The organism is Flavobacterium granuli (assembly GCF_900129705.1).
GTDB classification, from domain to species: Bacteria; Bacteroidota; Bacteroidia; order Flavobacteriales; family Flavobacteriaceae; genus Flavobacterium; species Flavobacterium granuli.
This window is the reverse complement of record NZ_FQWO01000012.1, coordinates 59,825-86,703: the sequence shown is the minus strand read 5'-3', so window position 1 is coordinate 86,703 and position 26,879 is coordinate 59,825. Positions and strand designations below refer to the sequence as shown.

The window sequence follows — 26,879 nt, the reverse complement described above, 5'->3', positions numbered from 1 at the left end:
ATTTTTTAAAACTGTAATTTAAGACTCGCTCCAATTTCTCTAATAGAAGGGTAAGCACCAGATTGGTAACCTTGAATATTTCCAGAACTTAAACCAGCTTCAGGATCTGCATATGGAGTGTTTTTGTCAATAATCCATAAGTTTCTTCCAATTATCGAAAAGGAAGCGCTAGTGAAAGGTAATTTGGATAATGTTTTAGCACTAAAATTGTAAGTTAAGCTTGCTTCACGTAGTTTAATATAACCAGCATCATAAACGTGTAGTTTATTAGGGGCTCTTGCGTAACCTTCAGCAGTAGTATAAATACTTGCATTGGCTCTAGCCTGATTTGGTGTTCCGTCAGGGGCAACACCTGGCATAATAACACCACCACTATTAGCTCCATAGTTTCCAAGTGTTCCTACTATTGGGTCTCTTCTTGGATTTCCTAAATCATTGTCGGCTGCAGAGAAGTCATACATACCTGTTGCATAACCATACCAAGTATCAAGAGAGAAAACATCTCCACCTTTTTGCATGTCAATTAAGAAACTTAAATTCAGGTTTTTATAAGTGAAACTATTATTAAGACCTGCTTTCCAATCTGGATTAATATCTCCAATCACTATATTACTTGCAGAAGTTCTTTGATATGTACCAATTCTAGATCCAGTTTGATTAACAATTGGTTGACCATTTGCAGCGTAAATAAAATCACTACCTCTGATAGTCCCGTAAGGTTGTCCTGGTGTTGCATTAATAGATACACCACCTTGTAATGCTGCTAATTGTAAGTTTTCAATTCCATTTAACAGTTCAACAACCATACTTTTGTTTTGTGACCAGTTTAGATTTAGATCCCATTTGAAGTCATTCGTTTTAAATGGAGTGGTGTTAAATTGTACTTCCAACCCTTTGTTTTCAATTGTTCCAGCATTTAGAACAGCTGAGCTGTATCCAGTTGAAGTAGATAATGGAATAGCTGTAATTTGGTTAATGTTTTGATTGTTGTAGTATGATACGTCAAAACCAAGGCGTCGGTTTAAAAAGGACATTTCAAGACCAAATTCATAACTGTTTTGTCTCTCAGGTAAAAGGTTTAAGTTTGACTGAGTCCCAGGGTTTGAAGCTATACCATTTCCATTAAACGGAGTGCCGATACCAAAAGTATTAAAAACTCGGTAAGGATTAGTATCATTACCTACTTCAGCGTAGTTAGCTCTTGCTTTACCAAATGATAACCAAGGGGCATCGATAAACTGAGAGAATATTAAACTTCCAGAAACTGAAAAATACCCAAATCTATTATTATCTTTTGGTAATGTGGAGGAACGGTCAGTTCTAAATGAACCTTCTAAGTATGCAAAGTTGTCATATCCTAAACTAGCTCTTATGTATTCACCATCAACCATACTATTTGCATCATATTCTGTAGGCGCATTGATAGGGTTTACACTATTAGATAATGCATAAAGGCCTCTTAGATTTAAACCTCCGTTAGTTCCAGCAAAGATGCTGTTGGTTACATTGTTTCTTAAGTTGAAACCAATATTTCCTTCTAAATTTAATTTTTCAGTTAAATCTTTGTTGAAGTTTAGTATTAAATCATAATTATATTCAGAAACATTGTTATTGAATCTTGTGTAGCTTGATACATCGGCGCTTCCAACATTTATTCTTTCTTCTTGTAAAGAAGCATATGTGTCAAATGAGAATCTTGCCATTACACTAAGCCAGTCATTGATTTTGTTGTCTAAAGCAACATTTCCAAAGTATCTTGATCTTGTATCGGTTTCATAATTTTCATAGAATGTCCAATATGGGTTGTCGGAATAGATAGGTTTTGTGTTGTCTGGACCATTAGGATTCCAAGTAATGTTGTCTCCTGTAAGAAAGTAGGCGTCTTTCTGTGCACCGTAATCAACGTTCATTTGATTCCATTGTCTAAATTGTTGCATTACGTTTCCAGAAGAGTATCCTGTTCCATTTCTACCTTTACCATCTGTTTTTACAAAATTTAAACTAGCAGAAGCGGTTAGCTTATCAGTTAAATTTTGTGATCCTGAAAAAGTAATTGTATTTCTTTTGATGTTACTGTTAGGTAAGTTCCCTTCTGATAGTAAGTTAGTAAAACCTAATCTGAATGAATTCGTGTCACTACCTCCGTCTAGAGCTACAGAGTTAACTGCAGTACTGCTTGTTCCCCATACTGAATTTGGATTGTTTTTACCAGCTACCCATGGAGTTGCTTTTTGATAAGTTGCAGTTAATTTTGGATATAGGGAGTTCCATTGGTAAATCATTAAATTTGGATCGAATGCAGCACCGTAGGAAGCATCTTCTGTAAATGGAGTCGTCAAGTCGTCAATACCATCTCCGTTGATATCAGCTTCGTTAAAGTAAGAATCTTCATCAGGGCCATAAAAAGGGCCGTAACCTGCTCCGTATTTGTTTTGATATTTTGGTAAAGTTGTACTGTCAGCATTTCCTACCGTTAAACTTGAGTTAAAGGTGATCCCAAGGCCTTTTTTGCTTTTTCCTTTTTTCGTAGTAATCATTACGACACCGTTAGAGGCACGAGATCCATAAAGAGCGGTTGCGGCCGCTCCTTTTAGAACGTTAATGGATGCAATGTCGTCAGGATTGATATCAGAAGCGGCATTACCATAATCATAACCACCTCCACCAGATTTTTGACTTGCAGAGTTTGAATTCCCATTGTCAATTGGAACACCATCAACAACAAATAGAGCTTGGTTGTTGCCTGCAATTGAGCTGTTTCCTCTAATAACAACGTTAGTGGATCCGCCGAAATTCCCTGAGGTTTTAATTTCTAAACCAGCAACTTTACCAGAAAGTGAATTTACAAAGTTTGAGCTTTTCACATCAGAAACGGCATCACCTTTAACCTCTTGCGTTGCATAGCCTAGGGATTTTTTCTCTCTTTTGATTCCTAATGCTGTTACTACAACACCCTCGAGTTCTACTGAGGCGTCTTTTAGTTTTACATTTAAGTTTGTTGAAGCGGCCGCTACTTCTTGGGTTTTCATTCCAATGTAGCTGAAAATTAATACTTGATTTGGTGCCGCTTTGATGGTGTACTTCCCGTCAAAATCAGTTTGTGTTCCGGATTTCGTTCCTTTAACTAATACACTTACGCCTGGTAAAGGCATTCCTGCATTGTCGGAAACAACACCTGTCACGGTTCTCTCTTGCGCAAAGGTTAGTTGCGCCATTAGTACTAAAAGTAGTACTAAGATTCCATTGAACTTTAGTTTCATTTTTAATTATTTTGAATTAGTCTAGCAAACCTCTTAATAATTTGTTAATATTCCTAACGTTTGAAAAGTTTTTTTATGCGTGCATTTAAAATTTAACATTATAACAATAGCAATGGGTAATGTTATAATTTGATATTATTTTCTGTTTAAATGTTTTTTTAATGTTAAAATTATGTGCTTTGTCTATTGTGATTTTCTTTGAATTATTTGTTTTTTGTGTCTTGCTGTTGTTTTGTTTTAACTTTTTTTTAAGATTAGGTATTGGTTTGGGGGTTCTTTATGAGTTAAGTACTGCCGTTTAGTGGTTGTTTTGTGTTTTTGATTTTAGCTAGTCGGTTTTCGGAATTGTTGTTTAGCTTGTGTTCTTGTGGGGGTTAAAAATGAAAAAATGAATAAGCTTGTTGAAAATTAATAGATTAACGTTTGTGGAGTAAAAAATAATTTATACATTTGCAACCCCGTAAAAAGCGGGAATTAAATATACATAATAAATTTTTAGTATTAATTATGCCAACAATTCAACAATTAGTAAGAACAGGAAGAACTCAGATGACTAAGAAGAGTAAATCGGTTGCTTTAGATTCTTGTCCTCAAAGAAGAGGGGTTTGTACGCGTGTTTACACTACAACACCAAAAAAACCAAACTCTGCAATGCGTAAAGTAGCGCGTGTACGTTTGACAAATGGTAATGAGGTGAATGCTTACATCCCTGGAGAAGGACACAATTTACAAGAGCACTCGATAGTATTAGTTAGGGGTGGAAGGGTAAAAGATTTACCAGGAGTTAGATATCACATCGTTCGTGGTGCGCTTGATACGTCAGGAGTAGCAGGAAGAACGCAAAGGAGATCTAAGTATGGTGCTAAACGCCCAAAAGAAGCAAAAAAGTAATTTAAAAACGTTAACAGTTAGAGGTTAGGAGTTAGTAGTTGGATTCGAAAGTTGAAAGCGTATAACATTTAACGGATGACCTGTAACTTTTTATTAAAAAAAAGACATGAGAAAAAGAGCGGCAAAGAAAAGACCACTTTTACCAGATCCAAGGTTTAATGACCAGTTGGTAACGCGTTTTGTGAATAACTTAATGTGGGACGGTAAGAAATCAACAGCTTTTAAAGTTTTTTATGATGCGATTGACATTATAGAGGCTAAGAAGCAAGATGCAGAAAAACCATCATTAGAAATATGGAAAGATGCTTTAACTAATGTTATGCCTCACGTAGAAGTACGTAGTCGTAGAGTAGGTGGAGCTACATTTCAAATTCCGATGCAAATTAGACCAGACCGTAAGATTTCTATGGCAATGAAGTGGTTGATACTTTATTCTAGAAGAAGAAATGAAAAATCTATGGCTCAAAGGTTGGCTTCAGAATGTTTGGCTGCGGCTAAAGAAGAAGGAGCAGCTGTTAAGAAAAGAATGGATACTCACAAAATGGCAGAGGCTAATAAAGCTTTCTCTCACTTTAGATTTTAATTCATAAAGAAATGGCTAGAGATTTAAAATATACAAGAAATATTGGAATTGCTGCTCATATTGATGCTGGTAAAACAACAACAACTGAGCGTATTCTTTTTTATACTGGTAAAACACATAAGCTTGGAGAAGTGCATAATGGTGCTTCAACAATGGACTGGATGGAACAAGAAGCGGAAAGAGGTATTACAATTACTTCTGCAGCTACTACTTGTGAGTGGAATTTTCCAACTGAGCAAGGTAAGGTGTTGCCAGAATCAAAACCGTATCACTTTAATATTATTGATACCCCAGGTCACGTTGATTTTACTGTAGAGGTAAATCGTTCATTGCGTGTGCTTGATGGGTTGGTTTTCTTGTTTAGTGCTGTTGATGGTGTTGAGCCTCAATCTGAAACTAACTGGAGACTTGCAGATCAGTATAGAGTGCCTCGTATGGGGTTTGTGAATAAAATGGACCGTCAAGGTTCTAACTTTTTGAATGTATGTCAACAAGTTAGAGATATGTTGAAGTCTAATGCTGTTGCAATCACTTTGCCAATTGGTGAGGAGAATGATTTCAAAGGTGTGGTTGATTTGGTAAAAAATCAAGCTATTATTTGGCATGATGAAACTCAAGGAGCTACTTTTGATATCGTGCCTATCCCTGAGGATATGGTTGCGGATGTGAAAGAATATCGTTCAGCGCTTATTGAGGCGGTTGCTGATTACGATGAAAATCTTTTAGATAAGTACATGGAGGATGAAAGCTCTATTACTGAAGAGGAGATTAATAAAGCGTTGAGAGCTGCTACTATTGATATGGCTATTATTCCTATGCTTTGTGGTTCTTCTTTTAAAAATAAAGGAGTTCAATTCATGTTAGATGCAGTATGTAAGTATTTGCCATCTCCAATGGATAAAGAAGGTATTGAAGGGATTCACCCTGATGATGCTGAGTTGTTAGAGGAAGATCAAAGAAAGATTTTGCGTAAGCCAGATGTTAAAGAGCCGTTTGCTGCTTTGGCATTTAAGATTGCTACAGATCCTTTCGTAGGTCGTCTAGCTTTCTTCCGTGCGTATTCAGGTCGTTTAGATGCGGGTTCTTATATCTTGAATACACGTTCAGGTAATAAGGAAAGAATTTCTCGTATTTATCAGATGCATGCTAATAAGCAAAACCCAATTGAGTATATCGAGGCTGGGGATATTGCTGCGGCTGTAGGATTTAAAGATATTAAGACTGGAGATACAATGTGTGATGAAAAACATCCAATTATTCTTGAGTCTATGAAATTCCCTGCACCAGTAATTGGTATTGCAATTGAGCCTAAAACTAAGGCTGACGTAGATAAAATGGGTATGGCTTTGGCTAAATTAGCTGAAGAAGATCCTACGTTTACTGTTAGAACTGATGAGGCTTCGGGTCAAACGATTATCTCAGGTATGGGTGAGCTTCACTTGGATATCTTGGTGGATCGTATGAAACGTGAATTTAGAGTTGAAGTGAATCAAGGTGAGCCTCAAGTTGAATACAAAGAAGCTTTTACAAGATCTGCTACACATAGAGAAACATACAAAAAACAATCAGGAGGTCGTGGTAAATTCGGTGATATCGTGTTTACACTTGAGCCAGCTGATGAAGTTGATGGAAAAGTTCCTGTAGGATTGCAATTTGTTAATGCTGTAAAAGGTGGTAACGTTCCTAAAGAATATATTCCATCTGTTGAGAAAGGTTTCCGTGAGGCTATGAAAACTGGTCCTTTAGCAGGATACCAAGTAGATAGTTTGAAGGTGACTTTAACTGATGGATCTTTCCACCCGGTAGATTCTGATGCGCTATCTTTTGAGTTAGCTGCCAGAATGGGGTATAGAGAAGTGGCAAAAGCTGCTGGAGCTGTTATTCTTGAGCCAATCATGAAAATGGAAGTTATTACGCCAGAAGAAAACATGGGAGATATCGTAGGTGATATTAACCGTCGTAGAGGTCAGGTGAATGATATGGGGGATAGAAATGGAGCCAAAACTATTAAAGCTGATGTGCCATTGTCTGAAATGTTTGGTTATGTTACTACATTGAGAACATTGTCATCAGGTAGAGCGACTTCAACTATGGAGTTCTCGCACTATGCAGAAACGCCTTCTAATATTTCAGAAGCAGTTATCAAAAAAGCAAAAGGAAACGCTTAATCTTAAGAAAATGAGTCAAAAAATCAGAATAAAATTAAAATCTTACGATCATATGTTGGTTGATAAATCAGCTGAAAAGATTGTAAAAACGGTTAAAACTACCGGTGCAGTTGTGACAGGTCCAATTCCATTGCCAACTCACAAAAAACTTTTTACAGTGTTGCGTTCTCCTCACGTAAATAAAAAAGCAAGAGAGCAGTTTGAAGTAATGTCATACAAGAGATTGATTGATATTTATTCATCTTCATCTAAAACTATTGACGCTTTAATGAAATTAGAATTGCCTAGTGGAGTTGAAGTAGAGATCAAAGTTTAAGGATTTACTTAAGAGTAAAAAGGGCACTTTGTTTAAGTGAAAACTTTTTTTGGATTGTGTGTAAATAAGTTATACTTTTGCACCACTTTAAAAATAGGGTTCACTTAAATGATGTGTTCTATTTTTATATTTAATAATTAATAATTAATATTTATGTCTGGGTTAATTGGTAGAAAAATCGGCATGACTAGCATTTTCGATGAAAACGGGAAGAATATTCCTTGTACAGTAATCGAAGCTGGACCATGCGTTGTTACCCAAGTCAGAACCAAAGGTGTTGACGGGTATGAAGCGTTGCAACTTGGTTTCGATGACAAAAACGAGAAACATTCCACAAAAGCGGCTTTAGGTCACTTTAAAAAAGCGGGAACTGTAGCTAAGAAAAAAGTCGTTGAATTCCAAGATTTCGCAACTGAACAAAAATTAGGAGATCTTATTGATGTTTCTATTTTTGCTGAAGGAGAATTTGTAGATGTACAAGGTGTGTCTAAAGGTAAAGGTTTTCAAGGGGTTGTAAAACGTCACGGTTTTGGTGGTGTTGGTCAAGCAACTCACGGTCAACACAACCGTTTAAGAGCGCCAGGTTCTGTAGGAGCTTCTTCTTATCCATCTAGAGTATTCAAAGGAATGCGTATGGCTGGACGTATGGGAGGAGATAATGTAAAAGTTCAAAACCTTAGAGTTTTAAAAGTAGTTGCTGAAAAGAACCTGCTTGTTATTAAAGGATGTGTTCCTGGTCATAACAACTCTTATGTAATCATTCAGAAGTAATGGAAGTAAAAGTATTAGATTTCAACGGAAAAGATACTGGAAGAAAAGTTCAACTTTCTGATTCAGTATTCGCAATTGAACCAAACAATCACGCAGTATACCTTGATGTTAAGCAATATCTTGCTAATCAAAGACAAGGGACGCACAAGGCTAAAGAAAGAGCTGAAGTAGCGGGAAGTACTCGTAAGATTAAAAAACAAAAAGGAACTGGTACTGCTCGTGCGGGTAGTGCAAAGAATCCATTGTTTAAAGGTGGAGGAACTGTTTTTGGACCAAGACCAAGAAGTTATTCATTCAAATTGAATAAAAACTTGAAGCGTTTGGCTAGAAAATCGGCTTTCTCTATTAAAGCAAAAGAATCAAATATTATCGTTCTTGAAGACTTTAATTTTGAAACACCAAACACTAAAAATTTCATTAACGTTTTGAAAGCTTTAGAGTTAGAAAATAAAAAATCACTATTTGTGTTGGGCGATGCTAATAAAAATGTATATTTGTCCTCACGTAATTTAAAGGCGTCTAGCGTGGTAAGTAGCTTAGAATTAAGTACTTATGCGATATTAAACGCTAATAATTTGGTGCTTTTGGAGAGTTCTTTGGAAGTAATTGAAGAAAATTTAAGTAAATAATAGGATATGAGCATCATAATTAAACCTATAGTAACGGAAAAAGTAACCAAAGAAAGTGAAGTTTTAAACCGCTTCGGATTTGTAGTTAACAAAAAAGCAAATAAAGTTGAAATTAAGAAAGCTGTTGAAGCTGCTTATGGAGTAACTGTTTTGAGTGTTAATACTATAAATGTAAGGCCGGATAGAACTACAAAATACACTAAAAGTGGTTTGATCAGTGGAAAGACCAATGCAATCAAAAAAGCAATTGTTCAAGTACAAGAAGGAGAAACAATTGATTTTTACAACAATATCTAAGATAGAAAAATGTCAGTAAGAAAATTAAAACCTATTACCCCAGGTCAGCGATTTAGAGTTGTGAATGGTTATGACGCCATTACAACTGATAAGCCGGAACGCTCTTTGATAGCGCCGATAAAAAACTCTGGAGGTAGAAATAGTCAAGGAAAGATGACCATGCGTTATACGGGTGGTGGTCACAAGCAGAGATATCGTATCATTGATTTCAAAAGAACTAAAGATGGAATTCCAGCTACAGTGAAATCAATCGAATACGATCCGAATCGTACTGCTTTTATTGCTTTATTAGCTTATGCTGATGGAGAAAAAACTTATGTTATTGCTCAAAATGGATTGAAAGTTGGTCAGAAATTAGTTTCTGGTCCAGAATCTCAACCAGAGATTGGTAATACATTGCCTTTAAGTAGAATTCCTTTAGGAACTGTAATTTCTTGTATTGAGTTACGTCCAGGTCAAGGAGCAGTAATTGCTCGTTCAGCTGGTACTTTTGCTCAATTAATGGCAAGAGATGGAAAATATGCTACAATTAAAATGCCATCTGGTGAAACAAGATTAATCTTGTTGACTTGTTCGGCTACAATTGGAGCGGTTTCTAATTCAGACCACCAATTAGTTGTATCTGGTAAAGCAGGTAGAACAAGATGGTTAGGAAGAAGACCTAGAACAAGACCTGTTGCAATGAACCCTGTTGATCACCCAATGGGTGGTGGAGAAGGACGTTCTTCTGGTGGACATCCACGTTCAAGAAATGGAATACCAGCAAAAGGTTATAGAACTCGTTCTAAGAAAAACCCGAGTAACAAGTATATCGTAGAACGTAGAAAGAAATAATAAGATATGGCACGTTCATTAAAAAAAGGACCTTTCGTTCATTATAAGTTAGACAAGAAAGTTCAAGAAAACATAGCAGGTGGAAATAAAGGAGTGGTTAAGACATGGTCTAGAGCTTCTATGATTACTCCAGACTTTGTTGGACAAACTATCGCAGTTCATAACGGTCGTCAATTTGTACCAGTTTACGTAACAGAAAACATGGTAGGTCACAAATTAGGAGAATTTTCACCAACTAGATCTTTTAGAGGTCATGCTGGAGCAAAAAATAAAGGTAAAAAATAAGAAGCAATGGGAGTTCGTAAAAGAGAAACAGCAGATGCGAGAAAAGAGGCTAATAAGTCTATTGCTTTCGCAAAATTGAATAACTGCCCTACTTCACCTAGAAAAATGCGCTTAGTAGCGGACTTGGTAAGAGGTCAGAAGGTAGAAAGAGCACTAAACATCTTGAGATTCAGTTCTAAAGAGGCTTCAAGAAAATTAGAAAAACTATTATTATCTGCAATCAATAACTGGGAGCAAAAAAATAGTGAAGCTAGTTTAGAAGAAGCTGGTTTATTTGTAAAAGAGATCAGAGTAGATGGTGGAATGATGTTGAAAAGACTTCGTCCAGCTCCACAAGGTCGTGCGCACAGAATTAGAAAACGTTCTAACCACGTAACAATCGTGCTTGGATCTATTAATAACACACAAGCAATTTAATACAAGATGGGACAAAAGACAAATCCAATTGGAAATAGACTTGGTATCATCAGAGGATGGGACTCAAACTGGTATGGTGGAAATGATTATGGCGATAAACTTGCCGAAGATCACAAAATCAGAAAGTATATCCATGCTCGTTTATCAAAAGCTAGTGTATCTAAGGTAATCATCGAGAGAACTTTGAAACTTGTAACCGTTACTATCACTACTGCTAGACCTGGTATCATTATCGGAAAAGGCGGACAAGAGGTAGACAAGTTGAAAGAAGAACTTAAGAAAATTACTGACAAAGAGGTTCAAATCAACATCTTTGAAATCAAAAGACCTGAACTTGACGCGTATCTAGTTGCTACAAGCATCTGTCGTCAAATTGAAAGCAGAATTTCTTACAGACGTGCAATTAAAATGGCTATTGCTGCTTCTATGCGTATGAACGCAGAGGGTATCAAAGTTTTAATTTCTGGTCGTTTGAATGGAGCTGAGATGGCACGTTCAGAAGGTTTCAAAGAGGGAAGAGTTCCTTTATCAACTTTCAGAGCCGATATTGATTACGCATTAGCTGAAGCACATACTACTTATGGTAGAATGGGTATCAAAGTGTGGATCATGAAAGGTGAAGTTTACGGAAAGAGAGATCTTTCTCCACTTGCTGGAATGGACAAAAAACAAGCTGGCGGAAAAGGTGGAGATGCTCCTCGTGGGAAATCTAACTTTAATAAAGGTGGAAAACCAGACGCTCGTAAAAGAAAGTAATTTTTAAATTAAAGAAAAATGTTACAGCCTAAAAGAACAAAATACCGTAAGGTACAAAAAGGTAAAATGAAAGGGAACTCTAATAGAGGGCATGAACTTTCTAATGGAATGTTTGGTATTAAATCTGTACATGAAGATGGAATGTTTCTAACTTCTCGTCAAATAGAAGCTGCGCGTATCGCTGCTACTCGTTTCATGAAAAGAGAGGGACAATTATGGATCAAAATATTTCCAGACAAACCAATTACTAAGAAGCCTCTTGAGGTACGTATGGGTAAAGGTAAAGGTGCAGTTGAGTATTGGGCTGCCGTTGTTAAACCCGGAAGAATTATGTTTGAAGTTGGAGGAGTTCCTTTGTCAGTTGCAAAAGAGGCGTTACGTCTTGCAGCGCAAAAACTTCCAGTAAAAACTAAATTCGTTGTTGCTAGAGATTTCGAAGCATAATCTATATTATATTATGAAACAATCAGAAATAAAAGATCTTTCTGCAGCGGAGTTGCAAGAAAAGCTTAGCCAGACTAAGAAAACATATGCTGACCTAAAAATGGCTCATGCAATATCTCCAATTGAGAATCCACTTCAAATTAGAAGTGTAAGAAGAACAGTTGCAAGATTAGCTACAGAGCTTACTAAAAGAGAGTTGCAATAATTGTAATCTGCCGAAAGATGGAAGAAAAAAGAAATTTAAGAAAAGAGAGAATTGGTGTTGTAACTTCAGACAAAATGGACAAATCTATTGTTGTTGCTGAAGTTCGTAAAGTAAAACACCCATTATACGGTAAGTTCGTGTTGAAAACAAAGAAATACGTTGCACACGACGAAACAAACGACTGTAACATTGGAGATACTGTAAGAATTAGCGAAACGCGTCCTTTAAGTAAATCAAAATGTTGGAGATTAGTTGAAATCCTAGAAAGAGCTAAATAATTATGGTACAACAAGAATCAAGACTAAAAGTAGCAGATAACACTGGAGCAAAGGAAGTTTTAACTATCCGTGTTTTAGGAGGTACCAAAAGAAGGTATGCCTCTGTTGGTGACAAGATTGTAGTTTCTATCAAAGATACAACTCCTAACGGAAGCGTTAAAAAAGGAGCTGTTTCAACTGCAGTTGTTGTACGTACCAAAAAAGAAGTGAGAAGAGCCGACGGATCATACATTAGATTTGATGACAACGCATGTGTGTTATTGAATGCTGCTGGTGAGATGAGAGGAACTCGTGTTTTTGGTCCGGTAGCAAGAGAACTTCGTGAAAAACAATTCATGAAAATTGTATCATTAGCACCAGAAGTGCTTTAATTCGTTATAAGATGATAAAGCTAAAAATAAAAACAGGAGATATCGTAAGAGTTATTGCTGGAGACCATAAAGGTGCTGAAGGTAAGGTATTACGTGTTGACCGTGAGAAAAACAAAGCGATTGTTGAAGGTGTAAACATGGTTTCTAAACATACGAAACCTAGTGCGAAAAGCCCTCAAGGTGGTATCGTGAAAAAAGAAGCTTCTATACAAATTTCTAACATATCTTTAATTGATCCTAAAACTAAGGAAGCAACTAGAGTTGGAATTAGAGTTGAAGGAGATAAGAAAGTAAGATTTTCAAAAAAATCTAATCAAGTACTATAGTAATGGCGTATATACCTAGACTAAAAGAGGAATATAAGAACAGAGTTATCTCTGCTCTTAAAGAGGAGTACGGATACATAAACGTAATGCAAGTTCCAAAATTGGAAAAAATCGTTTTGAGCCGTGGAGTTGGAGCAGCAGTTTCTGATAAAAAATTGATTGACTATGCGGTTGATGAATTGACAAAAATTACTGGTCAAAAAGCAGTTTCTACAATCTCTAAGAAAGACGTTGCGTCTTTCAAATTGAGAAAAGGAATGCCTATTGGAGCAAAAGTAACTTTGCGTGGAGAAAGAATGTATGAGTTTTTAGATAGACTTATTACTTCTGCCTTGCCACGTGTAAGAGATTTCAGCGGTATCAAAGCTACAGGTTTTGATGGAAGAGGAAATTATAATCTTGGTATTTTGGAGCAAATCATTTTCCCAGAAATTGATATTGATAAAGTAAACAAAATATCAGGTATGGATATAACTTTTGTTACTACTGCTAAGACAGATAAGGAAGCAAAGTCATTATTGGCTGAATTAGGATTACCTTTTAAAAAGAATTAAGATATGGCTAAAGAATCAATGAAAGCCCGCGAGGTTAAGAGAGAAAAAACGGTAGCTAAGTATGCTGAGAAAAGAAAAGCTTTGTTAGAGGCTGGAGATTTCGTAGGTTTGCAGAAATTACCTAAAAATGCTTCACCAGTTCGTTTGCACAACAGATGTAAATTAACAGGTAGACCAAGAGGGTATATGCGTCAATTCGGAATTTCACGTGTTACATTTCGTGAAATGGCTAACAATGGATTGATTCCAGGAGTTAAAAAAGCCAGTTGGTAAAAAAAGAATTTTAATTGGTTAAAGGTTCGACAGATAGTCTGAAGAAAACCATAACCGCAAATTAATACATATGTATACAGATCCTATTGCAGATTATTTAACAAGAGTTAGAAACGCTGTGGCTGCAAACCACAAAGTTGTCGAAATTCCTGCATCTAATCTAAAAAAAGAAATAACTAAGATCTTATTTGATCAAGGTTATATCTTAAGTTACAAATTTGAAGACAACGCTGTTCAGGGTTCAATCAAAATTGCTTTGAAGTATGATAAAGATACTAAAGAGTCAGTAATTAAAGATATCCAAAGAATTAGTAAACCAGGTTTGCGTAAATATTCAAGTTCTGCTTCTATTCCAAGAATCCTTAACGGATTAGGAATTGCTATTGTTTCTACATCAAAAGGTTTGATGACTGGAAAGAAAGCCAAACAACTTAACGTTGGTGGAGAAGTAATTTGTTACGTATACTAATAAAAAGACTATAAGATGTCAAGAATAGGTAAAAATCCAATTGTAATCCCTGCTGGTGTAACTGTAGAAGTTAAAGACGGTATTATTACAGTAAAAGGAAAAAATGGTCAACTAACACAGGAGTTTTCGGACGTTACTGTAACAGTTGAAGACGGTCAAGTTCAAGTAGACAGATCGTCTGATCACAAAGACCAAAGAGCAAAACACGGTTTGTACAGATCTTTAATCAATAATATGATTGTTGGTGTGACTGATGGCTTTACAAAATCTTTAGAATTGGTAGGAGTAGGTTACAGAGCTTCTAATCAAGGACAAAAACTAGATTTAGCTCTTGGATTTTCTCATAATATTGTTTTAGAAATTGCTCCAGAAGTAACTTTAGAGACAATATCTGAAAAAGGTAAAAACCCAATTGTTAAGTTAACATCGTTTGATAAACAACTTTTAGGTCAGGTTGCGGCAAAAATTAGAGGTTTCCGTAAACCAGAACCTTACAAAGGAAAAGGTGTTAAATTTGTAGGTGAAGTATTAAGAAGAAAAGCAGGTAAATCAGCTTAAAAAATAAGATTATGTCATTAACAAAACCTGAAAGAAGACAGAGAATTAGATTCAGAATCAGAAAAACAATTAGTGGTACTGCTGCTAATCCAAGGCTGTCTGTATTTAGAAGTAACAAAGAAATTTACGCTCAACTTATTGATGATGTAAACGGAGTTACTTTATTAGCTGCTTCTTCAAGAGAAAAAGAGATAGGTAAAGGTACGAACGTGGAAATCGCTGCAGCTGTTGGAAAACTTGTTGCAGAGAAAGCGTTAAAAGCTGGGATAGATGTAGTAACTTTCGATAGAGGAGGTTATTTGTATCACGGTCGTATTAAATCATTAGCGGAAGGCGCAAGAGCGGCTGGACTTAAATTCTAATATATTATGTCTAATAAATACAAGAATGTAGAGTTAGTAAAACCAAGTGGTCTTGAATTAAAAGATCGTTTGGTGAGTGTTAATCGTGTTACTAAGGTTACAAAAGGGGGTAGAGCTTTCGGTTTTTCTGCTATTGTAGTTGTAGGTGATGAAAATGGAGTTGTAGGACATGGATTAGGAAAATCTAAAGATGTTTCTGAAGCAATTGCGAAAGCAGTAGAAGACGCTAAGAAAAATTTAGTAAAAATTCCTTTGAATGGTCAATCAGTTCCTCACGAACAAAAAGGTAAATTTGGTGGTGCACGTGTATTCTTAATTCCTGCCTCTCATGGTACAGGAGTTATTGCTGGTGGAGCTGTTCGTTCAGTTCTTGAATCAGTAGGTATTCACGATGTATTGTCTAAATCTCAAGGATCATCAAATCCTCACAACGTAGTGAAAGCAACTTTTGATGCTTTATTACAAATGAGAAGTGCTCACACCGTTGCAAAACAAAGAGGAGTATCTTTAGAAAAAGTTTTTAAAGGTTAATTCAAGGAAATTATGGCTAAATTATTAGTAAAACAAGTTAGAAGTAAAATCAACTGTCCACTTGATCAAAAAAGAGGATTAGAGGCTTTAGGTCTACGTAAAATGGGTCAAGTTGTAGAACATGACTCAAACCCTGCAATCCTTGGGATGATAAACAAAGTTAAACACTTAGTTTCTGTTGAAGAAGCTAAATAACACATATTGTTATGAATTTAAGTAACTTACAACCAGCTGAAGGGTCAACGCACAATCAAAATAAAAGATTAGGTAGAGGAGAAGGTTCTGGAAAAGGTGGTACCGCTGCACGTGGACACAAAGGAGCAAAATCTCGTTCTGGTTATTCTAAAAAGATTGGTTTTGAAGGAGGGCAAATGCCACTTCAAAGACGTGTGCCTAAGTTTGGTTTTACAAACATCAATCGTAAAGAATACGAAGGTGTAAATCTTGATACACTTCAATTATTAGTAGATAATGGTGTGATTACAGATACTGTTGATATGACAGTTTTTGTTTCTAACCGTTTAGCTACAAAAAATGAGATCGTTAAGATTTTAGGAAGAGGAGAATTGACTGCGAAATTAAAAGTAACTGCTCACAAATTTACTGCTACTGCAAAGGCTGCCATTGAGGCTGCTGGTGGAGAGGCTGTAACAATATAATTTTTCAATTTATGAAGAAATTTATTGAATCAATAAGTAATGTTTGGAAAATCGAGGAACTAAAAAACAGAATCCTAATTACATTAGGTCTGCTTTTAGTTTATCGATTTGGAGCACATGTTACGCTTCCGGGTATCGATGCAACACAATTAGCTAATTTAGCTGGCCAAACCAAAAGTGGTATTGGATCCATCTTAGATATGTTTACTGGTGGTGCATTTTCTCAAGCGTCAGTTTTTGCCTTAGGGATTATGCCTTACATTTCGGCATCTATTGTTGTTCAGCTGATGGGAATTGCTATTCCTTATTTGCAAAAACTTCAAAATGATGGTGAAAGCGGTAGAAAAAAGATTAATCAGATTACTCGTTGGTTAACCATTGTAATTACTTTGGTTCAAGGACCAACTTATATCTATAATCTATATAGAACTTTACCTAGTAGTGCATTTTTGTTAGGGTTTAATTCTTTTGAATTCTTATTTTCTTCAGTAATTATCTTAGTTACAGGTACAATTTTTGCCATGTGGTTGGGAGAAAAAATAACTGATAAAGGAATTGGAAATGGTATATCGCTTTTGATTATGGTAGGTATACTTGCAAGATTTCCTCAAGCATTTATACAAGAATTTACAACAAGAGTTACAAATAACAACGGTGGACCAATGTTATTGGTTATCGAAATTATTATATGGCTTTTGGTTATTATTGCCTGTGTCTTATTGACCATGGCGATACGAAAAATACCAGTTCAGTACGCTCGTCGTACAACATCAGGCGATTTTGAACAAGATATGATGGGAGGAAATAGACAATGGATTCCATTGAAGCTGAATGCTTCAGGGGTTATGCCTATTATATTTGCTCAGGCAATTATGTTTATTCCTGCTGCATTAGCTGGGTTATCAAAGTCAGATGCTTCACAATCTATTGTTGGTGCTTTTAGTAATATGTTCGGATTTTGGTATAATTTTGTTTTTGCGACTTTAATAGTTGTATTTACATACTTTTATACTGCGATTACGGTTCCTACTAACAAGATGTCAGATGATTTGAAAAGAAGTGGTGGATTTATTCCGGGTGTTAGGCCTGGTGTAGAAACTTCTGATTTTCTAGACAAAGTGATGTCTTTAATTACTTTCCCAGGATCTTTATTTCTAGCTTTAATAGCTGTGTTCCCAGCAATTATCGTGAGTCTTATGGATGTTCAACAATCTTGGGCAATGTTTTTTGGAGGTACCTCATTAATAATTATGGTTGGTGTCGCTATAGATACAATTCAGCAAATTAATTCATATTTGTTAAACAAACATTATGATGGTTTAATGAAAAGTGGTAAAAATAGAAAAGCAGTAGCTTAATTTTATGGCAAAACAATCAGCAATAGAACAAGACGGATCCATAATTGAAGCATTATCAAATGCTATGTTCCGTGTGGAGTTAGAAAACGGACATATTGTAATTGCTCATATTTCTGGTAAAATGCGTATGCATTACATCAAATTATTACCTGGTGATAAGGTGAAACTAGAAATGAGTCCTTATGATTTGTCAAAAGCAAGAATTACTTATAGATATTAAAGGATATTCACAATGAAAGTTAGAGCATCAGTAAAAAAGAGAAGTCCCGAGTGCATTATTGTGCGTAGAAAAGGGAGATTGTACGTTATAAACAAAAAGAATCCTAGATTTAAACAAAGACAAGGATAATTATGGCAAGAATAGCAGGGGTTGATATCCCGAAAAATAAGAGAGGTGTTATAGCACTTACCTATATCTTCGGATTAGGAAAAAGTAGAGCTATTGAGATTTTAGAAAAAGCTCAAGTTAGCCAAGACAAGAAAGTTCAAGACTGGAATGATGACGAGATCGGAGCAATTCGTGAAGCTGTTGGAGTTTTTAAAATTGAAGGAGAATTGCGTTCTGAAGTTTCTTTGAACATCAAACGTTTAATGGATATTGGATGTTATAGAGGTATCCGTCATAGAACTGGTCTTCCTTTAAGAGGACAAAGAACTAAGAACAACTCTAGAACTAGAAAAGGTAAAAGAAAAACTGTTGCTAACAAGAAAAAAGCAACTAAATAATAAGTAATATGGCTAAAGCAACTGCAAAAAAACGTAAAGTTATCGTTGAATCAACGGGAGAAGCTCATATTTCTGCTACCTTCAATAACATCATCATTTCTTTGACAAACAAAAAAGGTGAAGTTATTTCTTGGTCTTCAGCTGGTAAGATGGGTTTTAGAGGTTCTAAAAAGAATACTCCATACGCAGCTCAAATGGCAGCAGAAGATTGTAGTAAAGTAGCTCTTGAAGCTGGATTGAAAAAAGTTAAGGTTTATGTAAAAGGACCAGGAAACGGACGTGAGTCTGCCATCCGTTCTTTACATAATGGTGGAATTGAAGTGACTGAAATTATCGACGTTACTCCAATGCCTCACAACGGATGTCGTCCTCCAAAAAGACGTAGAGTTTAATAATTTAATTTAAGTATAACTAGGTAGAATAACGATTATCGAAGGATTTGACCTGAATTCATAATCTCTACCTTAATTAATTCATAGAAATGGCAAGATATACTGGTCCAAAAACTAGAATTGCTCGTAAATTTGGCGAGGCAATTTTCGGAGATGACAAAGCTTTCGAAAAAAGAAATTATCCACCTGGACAACACGGGATGGCTAAAAAAAGAGGTAAAAAATCTGAATATGCAATCCAGTTAATGGAAAAGCAAAAAGCTAAATATTCTTATGGAATTTTAGAAAAACAATTCAGAGGTTTATTTAAAAAAGCATCAGCTACTAAAGGAGTTACCGGTGAGGTTCTTTTACAGTTATGTGAAGCAAGATTAGATAACGTTGTATTTAGAATGGGTATTGCTCCTTCTAGAAGAGGCGCGAGACAACTTGTTTCTCACAGACATATTACCGTGAATGGTGATGTTGTAAATATTGCTTCTTACCACCTTAAACCTGGTGATAAAGTTGCAGTTCGTGAAAAATCTAAGTCATTAGAAGCTATCGAACGTTCTTTATCTAATTCAAGTCATGTTTATGAATGGATTACTTGGAATAATGATGTCAAAGAAGGTACTTTTGTAACTGTACCAGCTAGACTTCAAATCCCAGAAAACATTAAAGAACAATTAATCGTAGAGTTGTACAACAAATAATAATTGACTTAGTCGAAATTTATGGCAATATTTAATTTTCAAAAGCCCGATAAAGTTATCATGATCGATTCAACCGATTTTGAAGGTAAGTTTGAATTCAGACCTTTAGAACCTGGTTACGGATTGACCGTTGGTAATGCACTTAGAAGAGTTTTGCTTTCAGCATTAGAAGGTTATGCAATTACATCTGTTCGCATAGAAGGTGTAGATCATGAGTTTTCTACTATTTCAGGAGTTGTTGAAGATGTTACCGAAATCATTCTTAATCTTAAACAAGTACGTTTCAAACGTCAAATTGAAGATATAGATAACGAAGCAGTTACTGTTTCAGTTTCTGGTAAAGATCAATTAACAGCTGGTGATTTTCAAAAATTCCTTTCAGGTTTTCAAGTTTTGAACCCAGAACTTGTGATCTGTAATTTAGACAGTAAAATCAAACTGAATATCGATTTAACAATCGAAAAAGGTAGAGGATATGTTCCTGCTGAGGAGAACAAAAAACAAAATGCTGCAATTGGAACTATTTTTACGGATTCTATTTTTACTCCGGTAAAAAACGTAAAATACGCCATTGAAAACTTTCGTGTAGAGCAAAAAACAGATTATGAAAAATTAGTTTTTGAAATAAAAACTGATGGTTCAATTAATCCTAAAGATGCTCTTACTGAAGCTGCTAAAGTTTTAATTCACCATTTCATGTTATTCTCTGACGAAAGGATTACACTCGAGGCTGATGAAATTGCACAAACAGAATCATATGATGAGGAATCATTACACATGAGACAATTGCTTAAAACTAAGCTTGTTGATATGGATTTGTCTGTAAGAGCATTAAATTGTTTGAAAGCGGCTGAAGTTGATACACTTGGTGATTTAGTATCGTTCAATAAAAATGACCTAATGAAATTCCGTAATTTCGGTAAAAAATCTTTAACTGAGCTAGATGAACTTGTAGCTATTAAGAATTTGAACTTTGGAATGGATTTGGCAAAATACAAACTAGATAAAGAATAATCTAAGCCGCAAGGTTTAAATTTACATAGCAATGAGACACGGAAAAAAATTCAATCACTTAAGCAGACAGACTGCACATAGAAAATCTATGTTGGCTAATATGGCTTGTTCTCTTATTGAGCACAAACGTATTAACACTACTGTCGCTAAAGCAAAAGCGCTTAAACAATTTGTTGAGCCGCTTATAACAAAATCTAAAAATGATACGACTCACAATCGTCGTATCGTTTTTGCTTACTTACGTAGCAAATATGCTGTAACTGACTTGTTCAGAGACGTAGCTGCTAAAGTAGGAGATCGTCCAGGTGGATACACTCGTATCATTAAAGTTGGAAATCGTTTAGGAGATAATGCTGATATGGCAATGATCGAATTGGTAGATTTCAATGAACTTTACAATGGCGGGAAAAAAGAAGTTAAAAAAGCAAAAAGCCGTCGTGGTGGAAAAGCTAAGAAAGCGGATGAAGCTACTGAAGCTCCAGTTGCTGAAACTGAAACTACTACAGACGCTGCTGAATAGTTATGAAAATAATCATTCAATAAGAATCAAGGATAAACTATTTTTAGTTTATCCTTTTTTTTTGATTTTTTTGAAGCAAAATATAAATGAGGAATGGAATGTACTTCCTGTAGATTAATACTTTTATTTTAGAATAAAATTTAAAAGTTTGCATCCATTATATTAATGAATTAAATTTGCACAATATTTAACTATACATGAAATATACAACACGACAAAGCGCCATACTTTTACTAAGTGATGGAACAATTTTTCACGGAAAATCGATAGGAATTAGCGGGACAACTTTTGGTGAAGTTTGTTTCAATACAGGTATGACCGGATATCAGGAGATCTTTACGGATCCTTCTTATTTTGGTCAAATCATGGTGGCAACAAATACTCACATCGGTAATTATGGAGTGAATGACAAAGAAGTGGAATCTGATGGGATCAAAATCTCAGGCTTGGTTTGTAAAAACTTTAGTTTCAATTATTCAAGAGAAGATGCTTCTGGAAGTTTAGAAGATTATTTTATAAAGCATAATCTAATTTGCATCTCAGATGTGGATACAAGAGCCTTAGTAAGTTATATTCGTGATAACGGAGCTATGAATGCAGTTATTTGTACGGATGGAACTTCAGTAGAAGAATTAAAAGTGGCATTAGCAAAAGTTCCGGATATGAAAGGATTGGAGTTAGCTTCAAAAGTTTCAACTAAAGAACCTTACTTCTTCGGGAATGAGGATGCAACTTATAAAATATCAGCTTTAGATTTAGGTATTAAAACGAATATACTTCGTAATCTGGCCAAAAGAGATTGTTATATTAAAGTTTTTCCTTTTGATTCAACTTATGAAGAGATGGCTTCTTTTAATCCAGATGGCTTTTTCTTGTCTAATGGACCTGGTGATCCAGAACCGCTTTCAAGTGCAATTGAAGTAGCTAAAGAAATTCTGGCAAATAATAAACCCTTATTTGGTATCTGTTTGGGACATCAGGTAATTGGTTTGGCTAATGGCGTTTCTACTTATAAAATGTTCAACGGACATAGAGGAATTAACCATCCGGTGAAAAATATAATTTCTGGTAAAGGAGAAATTACATCTCAGAATCACGGTTTTGCGGTGAACAAAGAGGAATTAGATAATCACCCGGATTTAGAGATTACACATCTACATCTTAATGATGGAACGGTTGCTGGAATGCGTATGAAGAATAAAAATTGTTTTTCTGTTCAGTACCATCCGGAAGCAAGTCCTGGGCCTCATGATTCTTCGTATTTATTCGATCAATTTATTGAAAATATAAAAGGATAAGGTTTCTGTTTTTACGGTAATTTTGTATTAAAAGAACTATTTAAAAAATATTAAGGGTCTGACTTTTTATAAAGTCAGACCCTTTTTTATGATTTAATAGGTTTTACATTCCAAAAGGATAAGTTTCTGGAATTTGGTTGCCTTGCGGTTGAATATGTATTGGATGCAATGCAGTTGTTTCATCTAAATATACGAAAGCATCATATCTTTTGGGTAAAATACTAGGGACATAATTCCCGAATCTTTCGTGTTCCGGATTATAGACCACACCTATGGCTCTGTGTCCGATAAAGTCTGAAAGACACTTTTCTTCTCTTAGCGTGTTCATCAATAAAAGTTTGTTTTGTCCGTTGCTGGCAAGATGGAAAAGATCTTCCCAGCTTTCTTGTTCGGCTTCGGGAACGTTTATTTTTCGCATAGAATCTCCCCATTCTCTGCCGGCTATGACACTTCCTTTGTAAGAACCAAATCCTACGGCCACCACTCCGTCGGTTGAATATTGCTCTCTTAATAGTTGTCCCACATTTACCATTCCTTCGGCTGCCATGTCAGTGGCGCGTGCGTCGCCAATATGGGTATTGTGTTCCCAGACGATCACTTTTGCGTCAGTTCCGTGGAATTTCAAGAGTCGTTCTACTGTAGAAACCATGTGTTCATCGCGAATGTTCCATGAGGCTGATCCTCTTCTTATCATGGCTCTAAAGTATTTTTCGGCATTTCGTGCCACAAAGGCATTTTGTTCCGTGCTCATTGCATTTTCATGATCCGAATTGTAATTCACGGCATTTTTTCTGATTGCCGTAAGCATATTGATAATCTCATTTTCGCATAGCTCAGGTACAAAAGCAGAAGCTCTAGCATAGGATTGTCCTTCGTCTTTGGAATAGGGTTCATAGCAACTCAAAGCTTCTTTTGCAATTTTCAAGGCTTTTGGATCGTTTTTTTCTAAGTATTGGATAATGGAATTCATTGATTCTCTGAAGCTGTATAGATCTAAGCCGTAAAAGCCGATTCTCTTATCGGCAGCGATATTTTCATTGTGGGTCTTCAGCCAATCGATGAATGCAGCCGTTTCCCAATTGGCCCACATCCATGTTGGCCATCTTTTGAATTCGTCCATAACGCTAAAAATGTCTTTTCCCGGATCTAAATACCCTTTTGCATAGCGATTTAATCGATAACAATCCGGCCAATCTCCTTCTACGCCAACAAATGAAAATCCTTTCTCTTTAATTAGGCGCTGTGTTATTTTTGCTCTCCAGGTATAATATTCATGGGTTCCGTGGGAGGCTTCGCCAAGCAAAACATATTTAGCTTCCCCTATATATTCAAGTAATGGATCCAGGTCGTTTGAGCTTTCTAATGGTGTAGCTGTACTGTTTAGTAATGCTATGATTTCATTGGAACGGATTGGGTCGTTGGAGTTTTGAATTGTTCTCATCTTAGTTCTCTTTTAAGTTTTTTGAAAACAGCTTGCTTTATTTGTTTTTTAAACATCTAAATTTACATTAAATAACTGTAAATCAATTATTTGTTGTGGGAATAAATTGTTAAAAATGACTTTTTCGCCTGTTTGTTTATTTAGGAGTAAATCAATTTTTTTTAGGCGATTTTGAAATGTAAAGAATAAAATTTGCAGAAAGTTTTTATAAAATAGTGTGAATGATGTATTTTAAAAATAATTATATCGTTTTCGTTAATAACATTCATTATTTTCATAAAATCATTTCAAAAGATAGAATATATTTGTATTTCAAAATTTAAAATCAAGTAGTATGAGTATTATTATCAAAATTCACGCAAGACAAATTTTCGATTCAAGAGGAAATCCTACAATAGAAGTAGACGTAGTTACGGATAACGGTGTTTTAGGAAGAGCGGCAGTACCTTCTGGAGCCTCAACCGGAGAACATGAAGCGGTTGAATTACGTGACGGTGGAAAAGCCTTTTTAGGAAAAGGAGTTTTGAATGCGGTGAATAATGTTAATACCATTATTGCCGAAGAACTTTTGGGGACATCTGTTTTCGAACAAAATTTAATTGATCAAATGATGATTGATTTAGATGGTACTCCAAACAAATCTAAATTAGGTGCTAACGCCATTCTAGGAGTTTCACTTGCTGTTGCCAAGGCAGCCGCTAATGAATTAGGATTGCCTTTATATAGATATATTGGTGGAGTTTCGGCAAATACATTGCCGGTTCCAATGATGAATATTATCAATGGAGGTTCGCATTCTGATGCGCCAATCGCTTTTCAGGAATTTATGATTTTCCCGGTAAAAGCCACTTCTTTTTCTCATTCGATGCAAATGGGTACAGAAATTTTCCACAGTCTTAAAAAAGTATTACACGATAGAGGACTTTCAACAGCCGTTGGTGACGAAGGTGGTTTTGCTCCAAATTTAGCTGGTGGAACCGAAGATGCATTGGATACAATTAAAAAAGCGGTTGAAAACGCTGGATACACATTTGGTGATGAGATTATGATTGCTTTAGACTGTGCTGCTGCAGAATTTTATGTAAACGGAAAATACGATTACACTAAATTTGAAGGTGAAACAGGAAAAGTAAGATCTTCAGCGGAGCAAGTGGAGTATTTAGCTGAACTAGTTGCTAAATATCCAATTATTTCTATCGAAGACGGTATGGATGAAAATGACTGGGATGGATGGAAATTGCTTACGGAGAAAATCGGTGATAAAGTTCAATTGGTTGGAGACGATTTATTTGTGACTAATGTAGAGCGTTTGTCGACTGGTATCGAAAAAGGAATTGCTAATTCAATTCTTATCAAAGTAAACCAAATTGGAACTTTGACCGAAACAATTGCAGCAGTGAACATGGCTAAAAACGCGGGTTATACTTCAGTAATGTCGCACCGTTCAGGAGAGACAGAAGATAATACCATTGCTGATTTGGCAGTTGCTTTGAATTGTGGTCAAATCAAAACAGGTTCGGCTTCTCGTTCAGATCGTATGGCAAAATACAATCAATTATTAAGAATAGAAGAAGAGTTGGGAGATACAGCTTATTTTCCTGGAAAAAATGCTTTCAAAATAAAATAATTTTTTTAAATATTTTTTTCAAAAGCCATTCGTTTTACGCGAATGGCTTTTTTTGTTAAATTTAACAATATCAATAAAGTTTTCTCTTTTTAATTAATGTTATAATCCTTAGATTTGGTACGTTATTAAAAAATGAAGATTTATCAAAAATATTATGTCAAAAACAGCTATATTAGAAATTGATGGTAAAAAATATGAGTTTCCAATAATCAAAGGGAGCGAAAATGAAGAAGCTATCGATATAAACAAATTGAGGGATTTAACTGGAGTGATTACTCTTGATCCGGGGTACAAAAATTCAGGTTCTTGTACTAGTGAAATTACGTTCTTAGATGGTGAACTTGGTATTTTGCGTTACAGAGGGTATGCAATAGAAGATTTAGCTGAGAAAGCAGATTTCTTAGAAGTTTCTTATCTTTTGATTTTTGGAGAATTGCCAACGAAGGTTCAGCTAGAGCAATTTGAAACAGATATCAGAAAGTATACTTTAGTTAATGAGGAAATGAAAAACATCATTGATGGTTTTCCTAGAACAGCACACCCAATGGGAGTGTTGGCCGCTTTGACTAGCGCTTTAACGGCATTTAACCCTAAATCAGTAAATGTTGAAAACGAAAAGGAAATGTATGAGGCTGTATGTAAAACTATGGGTAAATTCCTGGTTATCGCCACTTGGACTTATAGAAAAAGCATGGGCTATCCTTTAAATTATTATGATAATACCAAAGGATATGTAGAGAATTTCATGAGATTGATGTTTGAATTGCCAACAGAGCCTTATAAAGCAAATCCGATAGTAATTGATGCATTGGATAAATTATTTATTCTTCACGGTGATCATGAGCAAAACTGTTCTACATCGACCGTTAGAATGGTTGGTTCTTCTCACGCCGGATTATTCGCGTCTATTTCTGCCGGTGTCTCTGCACTTTGGGGGCCGTTACACGGTGGAGCAAATCAGGCTGTTCTTGAAATGCTGGAAGAAATTCATAAGAATGGTGGGGATACAGACAAATATATGGCTAAGGCCAAAGATAAAAATGATCCTTTTCGATTGATGGGATTCGGTCACAGAGTTTACAAAAACTTTGACCCAAGAGCTAAAATCATTAAGAAAGCGGCAAATGAAGTTTTGGAAACTTTGGGAGTTAATGATCCGATTCTTGACATTGCAAAGAAACTGGAAGCAGCAGCTTTAGAAGATGAATACTTTAAATCAAGAAATTTATATCCAAATGTAGATTTCTATTCTGGAATTATTTACAGAGCTTTGGGGATTCCTACAGATATGTTTACCGTAATGTTTGCCATAGGACGTTTACCGGGTTGGATTGCACAATGGAAAGAAATGCGTGAAAATAAAGAACCTATCGGAAGACCTAGACAAGTGTATACAGGTGCTCCTTTAAGGGATTTTAAACCAACAGACAAAAGATAATCTATTTGAAAAGCTTCACTTCTGGTGAGGCTTTTTTTATCTTTGTCCTGTTTTAATTAATCATAAGTTGTAATTAGTGCTTAAATTCTAAAAGTATACAACTTTGAAATGGGTGGTAATAATGCTAATTTTT

General features: G+C 35.6%; 37 protein-coding genes. 35 read left to right on the top strand and 2 right to left on the bottom strand.

Annotation, left to right across the window (positions count from 1 at the left end; genetic code table 11):
- Window positions 1–5: 5 nt before the first annotated feature.
- Window positions 6–3,260 carry a SusC/RagA family TonB-linked outer membrane protein gene (locus tag BUB25_RS14050; protein WP_072945407.1) on the bottom strand — a complete coding sequence of 1,085 codons (3,255 nt, stop codon included), beginning with the start codon at window positions 3,258–3,260 and terminating at the stop codon, window positions 6–8.
- A 507-nt stretch (window positions 3,261–3,767) separates the two neighbouring features.
- Here BUB25_RS14050 and rpsL point away from each other — a divergent pair.
- From rpsL to carA, 33 genes are all read left to right on the top strand, one after another.
- Window positions 3,768–4,151 carry a 30S ribosomal protein S12 gene (gene rpsL, locus BUB25_RS14045; protein ID WP_022828353.1) on the top strand — a complete coding sequence of 128 codons (384 nt, stop codon included), beginning with the start codon at window positions 3,768–3,770 and terminating at the stop codon, window positions 4,149–4,151.
- A 106-nt stretch (window positions 4,152–4,257) separates the two neighbouring features.
- On the top strand, window positions 4,258–4,734 hold the full coding sequence (gene rpsG, locus BUB25_RS14040; protein ID WP_026707019.1) for a 30S ribosomal protein S7: 477 nt from the start codon (window positions 4,258–4,260) through the stop codon (window positions 4,732–4,734).
- 11 nt (window positions 4,735–4,745) lie between these two features.
- A complete protein-coding gene (gene fusA / locus BUB25_RS14035; RefSeq protein ID WP_072945405.1) occupies window positions 4,746–6,902 on the top strand; it encodes an elongation factor G in 2,157 nt (718 codons plus the stop codon).
- Between the two features lie 10 nt (window positions 6,903–6,912).
- Window positions 6,913–7,218: a 30S ribosomal protein S10 gene (gene rpsJ / locus BUB25_RS14030; protein WP_007803605.1), complete on the top strand. Its 306-nt coding sequence runs from the start codon at window positions 6,913–6,915 to the stop codon at window positions 7,216–7,218.
- Window positions 7,219–7,371: 153 nt separating this feature from the next.
- On the top strand, window positions 7,372–7,989 hold the full coding sequence (gene rplC / locus BUB25_RS14025; RefSeq protein ID WP_072945403.1) for a 50S ribosomal protein L3: 618 nt from the start codon (window positions 7,372–7,374) through the stop codon (window positions 7,987–7,989).
- Window positions 7,989–8,618, top strand: coding sequence for a 50S ribosomal protein L4 (gene rplD, locus BUB25_RS14020; RefSeq protein ID WP_072945401.1), 630 nt, complete (start codon window positions 7,989–7,991; stop codon window positions 8,616–8,618). Before rplC ends, rplD begins: the two co-directional genes overlap by 1 nt.
- A 6-nt stretch (window positions 8,619–8,624) precedes the next feature.
- The gene (rplW, locus tag BUB25_RS14015; protein ID WP_035659234.1) at window positions 8,625–8,915 is read left to right on the top strand and encodes a 50S ribosomal protein L23; all 291 of its coding nucleotides are present in this window, start codon (window positions 8,625–8,627) and stop codon (window positions 8,913–8,915) included.
- Window positions 8,916–8,924: 9 nt separating this feature from the next.
- On the top strand, window positions 8,925–9,749 hold the full coding sequence (gene rplB / locus BUB25_RS14010; RefSeq protein WP_007803623.1) for a 50S ribosomal protein L2: 825 nt from the start codon (window positions 8,925–8,927) through the stop codon (window positions 9,747–9,749).
- A 6-nt stretch (window positions 9,750–9,755) separates the two neighbouring features.
- Window positions 9,756–10,034, top strand: a complete 279-nt coding sequence (gene rpsS / locus BUB25_RS14005; RefSeq protein WP_007136562.1) for a 30S ribosomal protein S19 — start codon at window positions 9,756–9,758, stop codon at window positions 10,032–10,034.
- 6 nt (window positions 10,035–10,040) lie between these two features.
- Window positions 10,041–10,451 (top strand): 50S ribosomal protein L22, encoded by a 411-nt coding sequence (gene rplV / locus BUB25_RS14000; RefSeq protein WP_072945399.1) that lies wholly within the window; start codon window positions 10,041–10,043, stop codon window positions 10,449–10,451.
- Window positions 10,452–10,457: 6 nt separating this feature from the next.
- Window positions 10,458–11,207 carry a 30S ribosomal protein S3 gene (gene rpsC / locus BUB25_RS13995; RefSeq protein WP_072945397.1) on the top strand — a complete coding sequence of 250 codons (750 nt, stop codon included), beginning with the start codon at window positions 10,458–10,460 and terminating at the stop codon, window positions 11,205–11,207.
- 18 nt (window positions 11,208–11,225) lie between these two features.
- Window positions 11,226–11,651: a 50S ribosomal protein L16 gene (rplP, locus tag BUB25_RS13990; protein WP_066313233.1), complete on the top strand. Its 426-nt coding sequence runs from the start codon at window positions 11,226–11,228 to the stop codon at window positions 11,649–11,651.
- A 13-nt stretch (window positions 11,652–11,664) separates the two neighbouring features.
- Window positions 11,665–11,856 carry a 50S ribosomal protein L29 gene (gene rpmC, locus BUB25_RS13985; RefSeq protein ID WP_047774317.1) on the top strand — a complete coding sequence of 64 codons (192 nt, stop codon included), beginning with the start codon at window positions 11,665–11,667 and terminating at the stop codon, window positions 11,854–11,856.
- 17 nt (window positions 11,857–11,873) lie between these two features.
- Window positions 11,874–12,134, top strand: a complete 261-nt coding sequence (gene rpsQ / locus BUB25_RS13980; RefSeq protein ID WP_072945395.1) for a 30S ribosomal protein S17 — start codon at window positions 11,874–11,876, stop codon at window positions 12,132–12,134.
- Window positions 12,135–12,136: 2 nt separating this feature from the next.
- Complete coding sequence (gene rplN / locus BUB25_RS13975; RefSeq protein WP_072945394.1) at window positions 12,137–12,505, top strand: 50S ribosomal protein L14; 369 nt, start codon at window positions 12,137–12,139, stop codon at window positions 12,503–12,505.
- A gap of 11 nt (window positions 12,506–12,516) precedes the next feature.
- Window positions 12,517–12,831 (top strand): 50S ribosomal protein L24, encoded by a 315-nt coding sequence (gene rplX, locus BUB25_RS13970; RefSeq protein ID WP_072945392.1) that lies wholly within the window; start codon window positions 12,517–12,519, stop codon window positions 12,829–12,831.
- 2 nt (window positions 12,832–12,833) lie between these two features.
- On the top strand, window positions 12,834–13,385 hold the full coding sequence (gene rplE / locus BUB25_RS13965) for a 50S ribosomal protein L5 (RefSeq protein ID WP_072945391.1): 552 nt from the start codon (window positions 12,834–12,836) through the stop codon (window positions 13,383–13,385).
- A 3-nt stretch (window positions 13,386–13,388) separates the two neighbouring features.
- A complete protein-coding gene (gene rpsN / locus BUB25_RS13960; protein ID WP_026707007.1) occupies window positions 13,389–13,658 on the top strand; it encodes a 30S ribosomal protein S14 in 270 nt (89 codons plus the stop codon).
- A gap of 70 nt (window positions 13,659–13,728) precedes the next feature.
- Complete coding sequence (gene rpsH / locus BUB25_RS13955; RefSeq protein WP_072945389.1) at window positions 13,729–14,127, top strand: 30S ribosomal protein S8; 399 nt, start codon at window positions 13,729–13,731, stop codon at window positions 14,125–14,127.
- A gap of 15 nt (window positions 14,128–14,142) precedes the next feature.
- The gene (gene rplF / locus BUB25_RS13950) at window positions 14,143–14,685 is read left to right on the top strand and encodes a 50S ribosomal protein L6 (RefSeq protein ID WP_072945387.1); all 543 of its coding nucleotides are present in this window, start codon (window positions 14,143–14,145) and stop codon (window positions 14,683–14,685) included.
- Window positions 14,686–14,696: 11 nt separating this feature from the next.
- Window positions 14,697–15,047, top strand: coding sequence for a 50S ribosomal protein L18 (gene rplR, locus BUB25_RS13945; protein WP_072945386.1), 351 nt, complete (start codon window positions 14,697–14,699; stop codon window positions 15,045–15,047).
- Window positions 15,048–15,053: 6 nt separating this feature from the next.
- Window positions 15,054–15,578, top strand: coding sequence for a 30S ribosomal protein S5 (rpsE, locus tag BUB25_RS13940; RefSeq protein ID WP_072945384.1), 525 nt, complete (start codon window positions 15,054–15,056; stop codon window positions 15,576–15,578).
- 12 nt (window positions 15,579–15,590) lie between these two features.
- Entirely contained in the window at window positions 15,591–15,773 is a 183-nt protein-coding gene (rpmD, locus tag BUB25_RS13935) for a 50S ribosomal protein L30 (RefSeq protein ID WP_026707002.1), read from the top strand.
- Window positions 15,774–15,784: 11 nt separating this feature from the next.
- Window positions 15,785–16,237: a 50S ribosomal protein L15 gene (rplO, locus tag BUB25_RS13930; protein WP_072945382.1), complete on the top strand. Its 453-nt coding sequence runs from the start codon at window positions 15,785–15,787 to the stop codon at window positions 16,235–16,237.
- 11 nt (window positions 16,238–16,248) lie between these two features.
- Window positions 16,249–17,595, top strand: a complete 1,347-nt coding sequence (secY, locus tag BUB25_RS13925) for a preprotein translocase subunit SecY (RefSeq protein ID WP_072945380.1) — start codon at window positions 16,249–16,251, stop codon at window positions 17,593–17,595.
- Window positions 17,596–17,599: 4 nt separating this feature from the next.
- A complete protein-coding gene (gene infA, locus BUB25_RS13920) occupies window positions 17,600–17,815 on the top strand; it encodes a translation initiation factor IF-1 (protein ID WP_007136545.1) in 216 nt (71 codons plus the stop codon).
- Window positions 17,816–17,827: 12 nt separating this feature from the next.
- Complete coding sequence (ykgO, locus tag BUB25_RS13915) at window positions 17,828–17,944, top strand: type B 50S ribosomal protein L36 (protein WP_072945378.1); 117 nt, start codon at window positions 17,828–17,830, stop codon at window positions 17,942–17,944.
- 2 nt (window positions 17,945–17,946) lie between these two features.
- On the top strand, window positions 17,947–18,321 hold the full coding sequence (gene rpsM, locus BUB25_RS13910) for a 30S ribosomal protein S13 (RefSeq protein WP_072945376.1): 375 nt from the start codon (window positions 17,947–17,949) through the stop codon (window positions 18,319–18,321).
- 8 nt (window positions 18,322–18,329) lie between these two features.
- Window positions 18,330–18,713, top strand: a complete 384-nt coding sequence (rpsK, locus tag BUB25_RS13905) for a 30S ribosomal protein S11 (RefSeq protein ID WP_024981527.1) — start codon at window positions 18,330–18,332, stop codon at window positions 18,711–18,713.
- An 89-nt stretch (window positions 18,714–18,802) separates the two neighbouring features.
- Complete coding sequence (rpsD, locus tag BUB25_RS13900; protein ID WP_072945374.1) at window positions 18,803–19,408, top strand: 30S ribosomal protein S4; 606 nt, start codon at window positions 18,803–18,805, stop codon at window positions 19,406–19,408.
- Window positions 19,409–19,429: 21 nt separating this feature from the next.
- Complete coding sequence (locus tag BUB25_RS13895; RefSeq protein ID WP_072945372.1) at window positions 19,430–20,422, top strand: DNA-directed RNA polymerase subunit alpha; 993 nt, start codon at window positions 19,430–19,432, stop codon at window positions 20,420–20,422.
- Between the two features lie 31 nt (window positions 20,423–20,453).
- Complete coding sequence (gene rplQ, locus BUB25_RS13890; protein WP_072945370.1) at window positions 20,454–20,942, top strand: 50S ribosomal protein L17; 489 nt, start codon at window positions 20,454–20,456, stop codon at window positions 20,940–20,942.
- A 197-nt stretch (window positions 20,943–21,139) separates the two neighbouring features.
- Complete coding sequence (carA, locus tag BUB25_RS13885) at window positions 21,140–22,240, top strand: glutamine-hydrolyzing carbamoyl-phosphate synthase small subunit (RefSeq protein ID WP_072945368.1); 1,101 nt, start codon at window positions 21,140–21,142, stop codon at window positions 22,238–22,240.
- A gap of 103 nt (window positions 22,241–22,343) precedes the next feature.
- On the opposite strand, the gene BUB25_RS13880 is transcribed toward carA, so the two are convergent.
- Window positions 22,344–23,681 (bottom strand): erythromycin esterase family protein, encoded by a 1,338-nt coding sequence (locus tag BUB25_RS13880; RefSeq protein ID WP_084089632.1) that lies wholly within the window; start codon window positions 23,679–23,681, stop codon window positions 22,344–22,346.
- Window positions 23,682–24,015: 334 nt separating this feature from the next.
- On the opposite strand from BUB25_RS13880, the gene eno reads away from it, so the two are divergent.
- Together eno and BUB25_RS13870 are read left to right on the top strand one after the other, a co-directional pair.
- Complete coding sequence (gene eno / locus BUB25_RS13875) at window positions 24,016–25,308, top strand: phosphopyruvate hydratase (RefSeq protein ID WP_072945366.1); 1,293 nt, start codon at window positions 24,016–24,018, stop codon at window positions 25,306–25,308.
- A gap of 154 nt (window positions 25,309–25,462) precedes the next feature.
- On the top strand, window positions 25,463–26,746 hold the full coding sequence (locus BUB25_RS13870) for a citrate synthase (RefSeq protein ID WP_072945364.1): 1,284 nt from the start codon (window positions 25,463–25,465) through the stop codon (window positions 26,744–26,746).
- The last annotated feature ends 133 nt before the right edge of the window (window positions 26,747–26,879 follow it).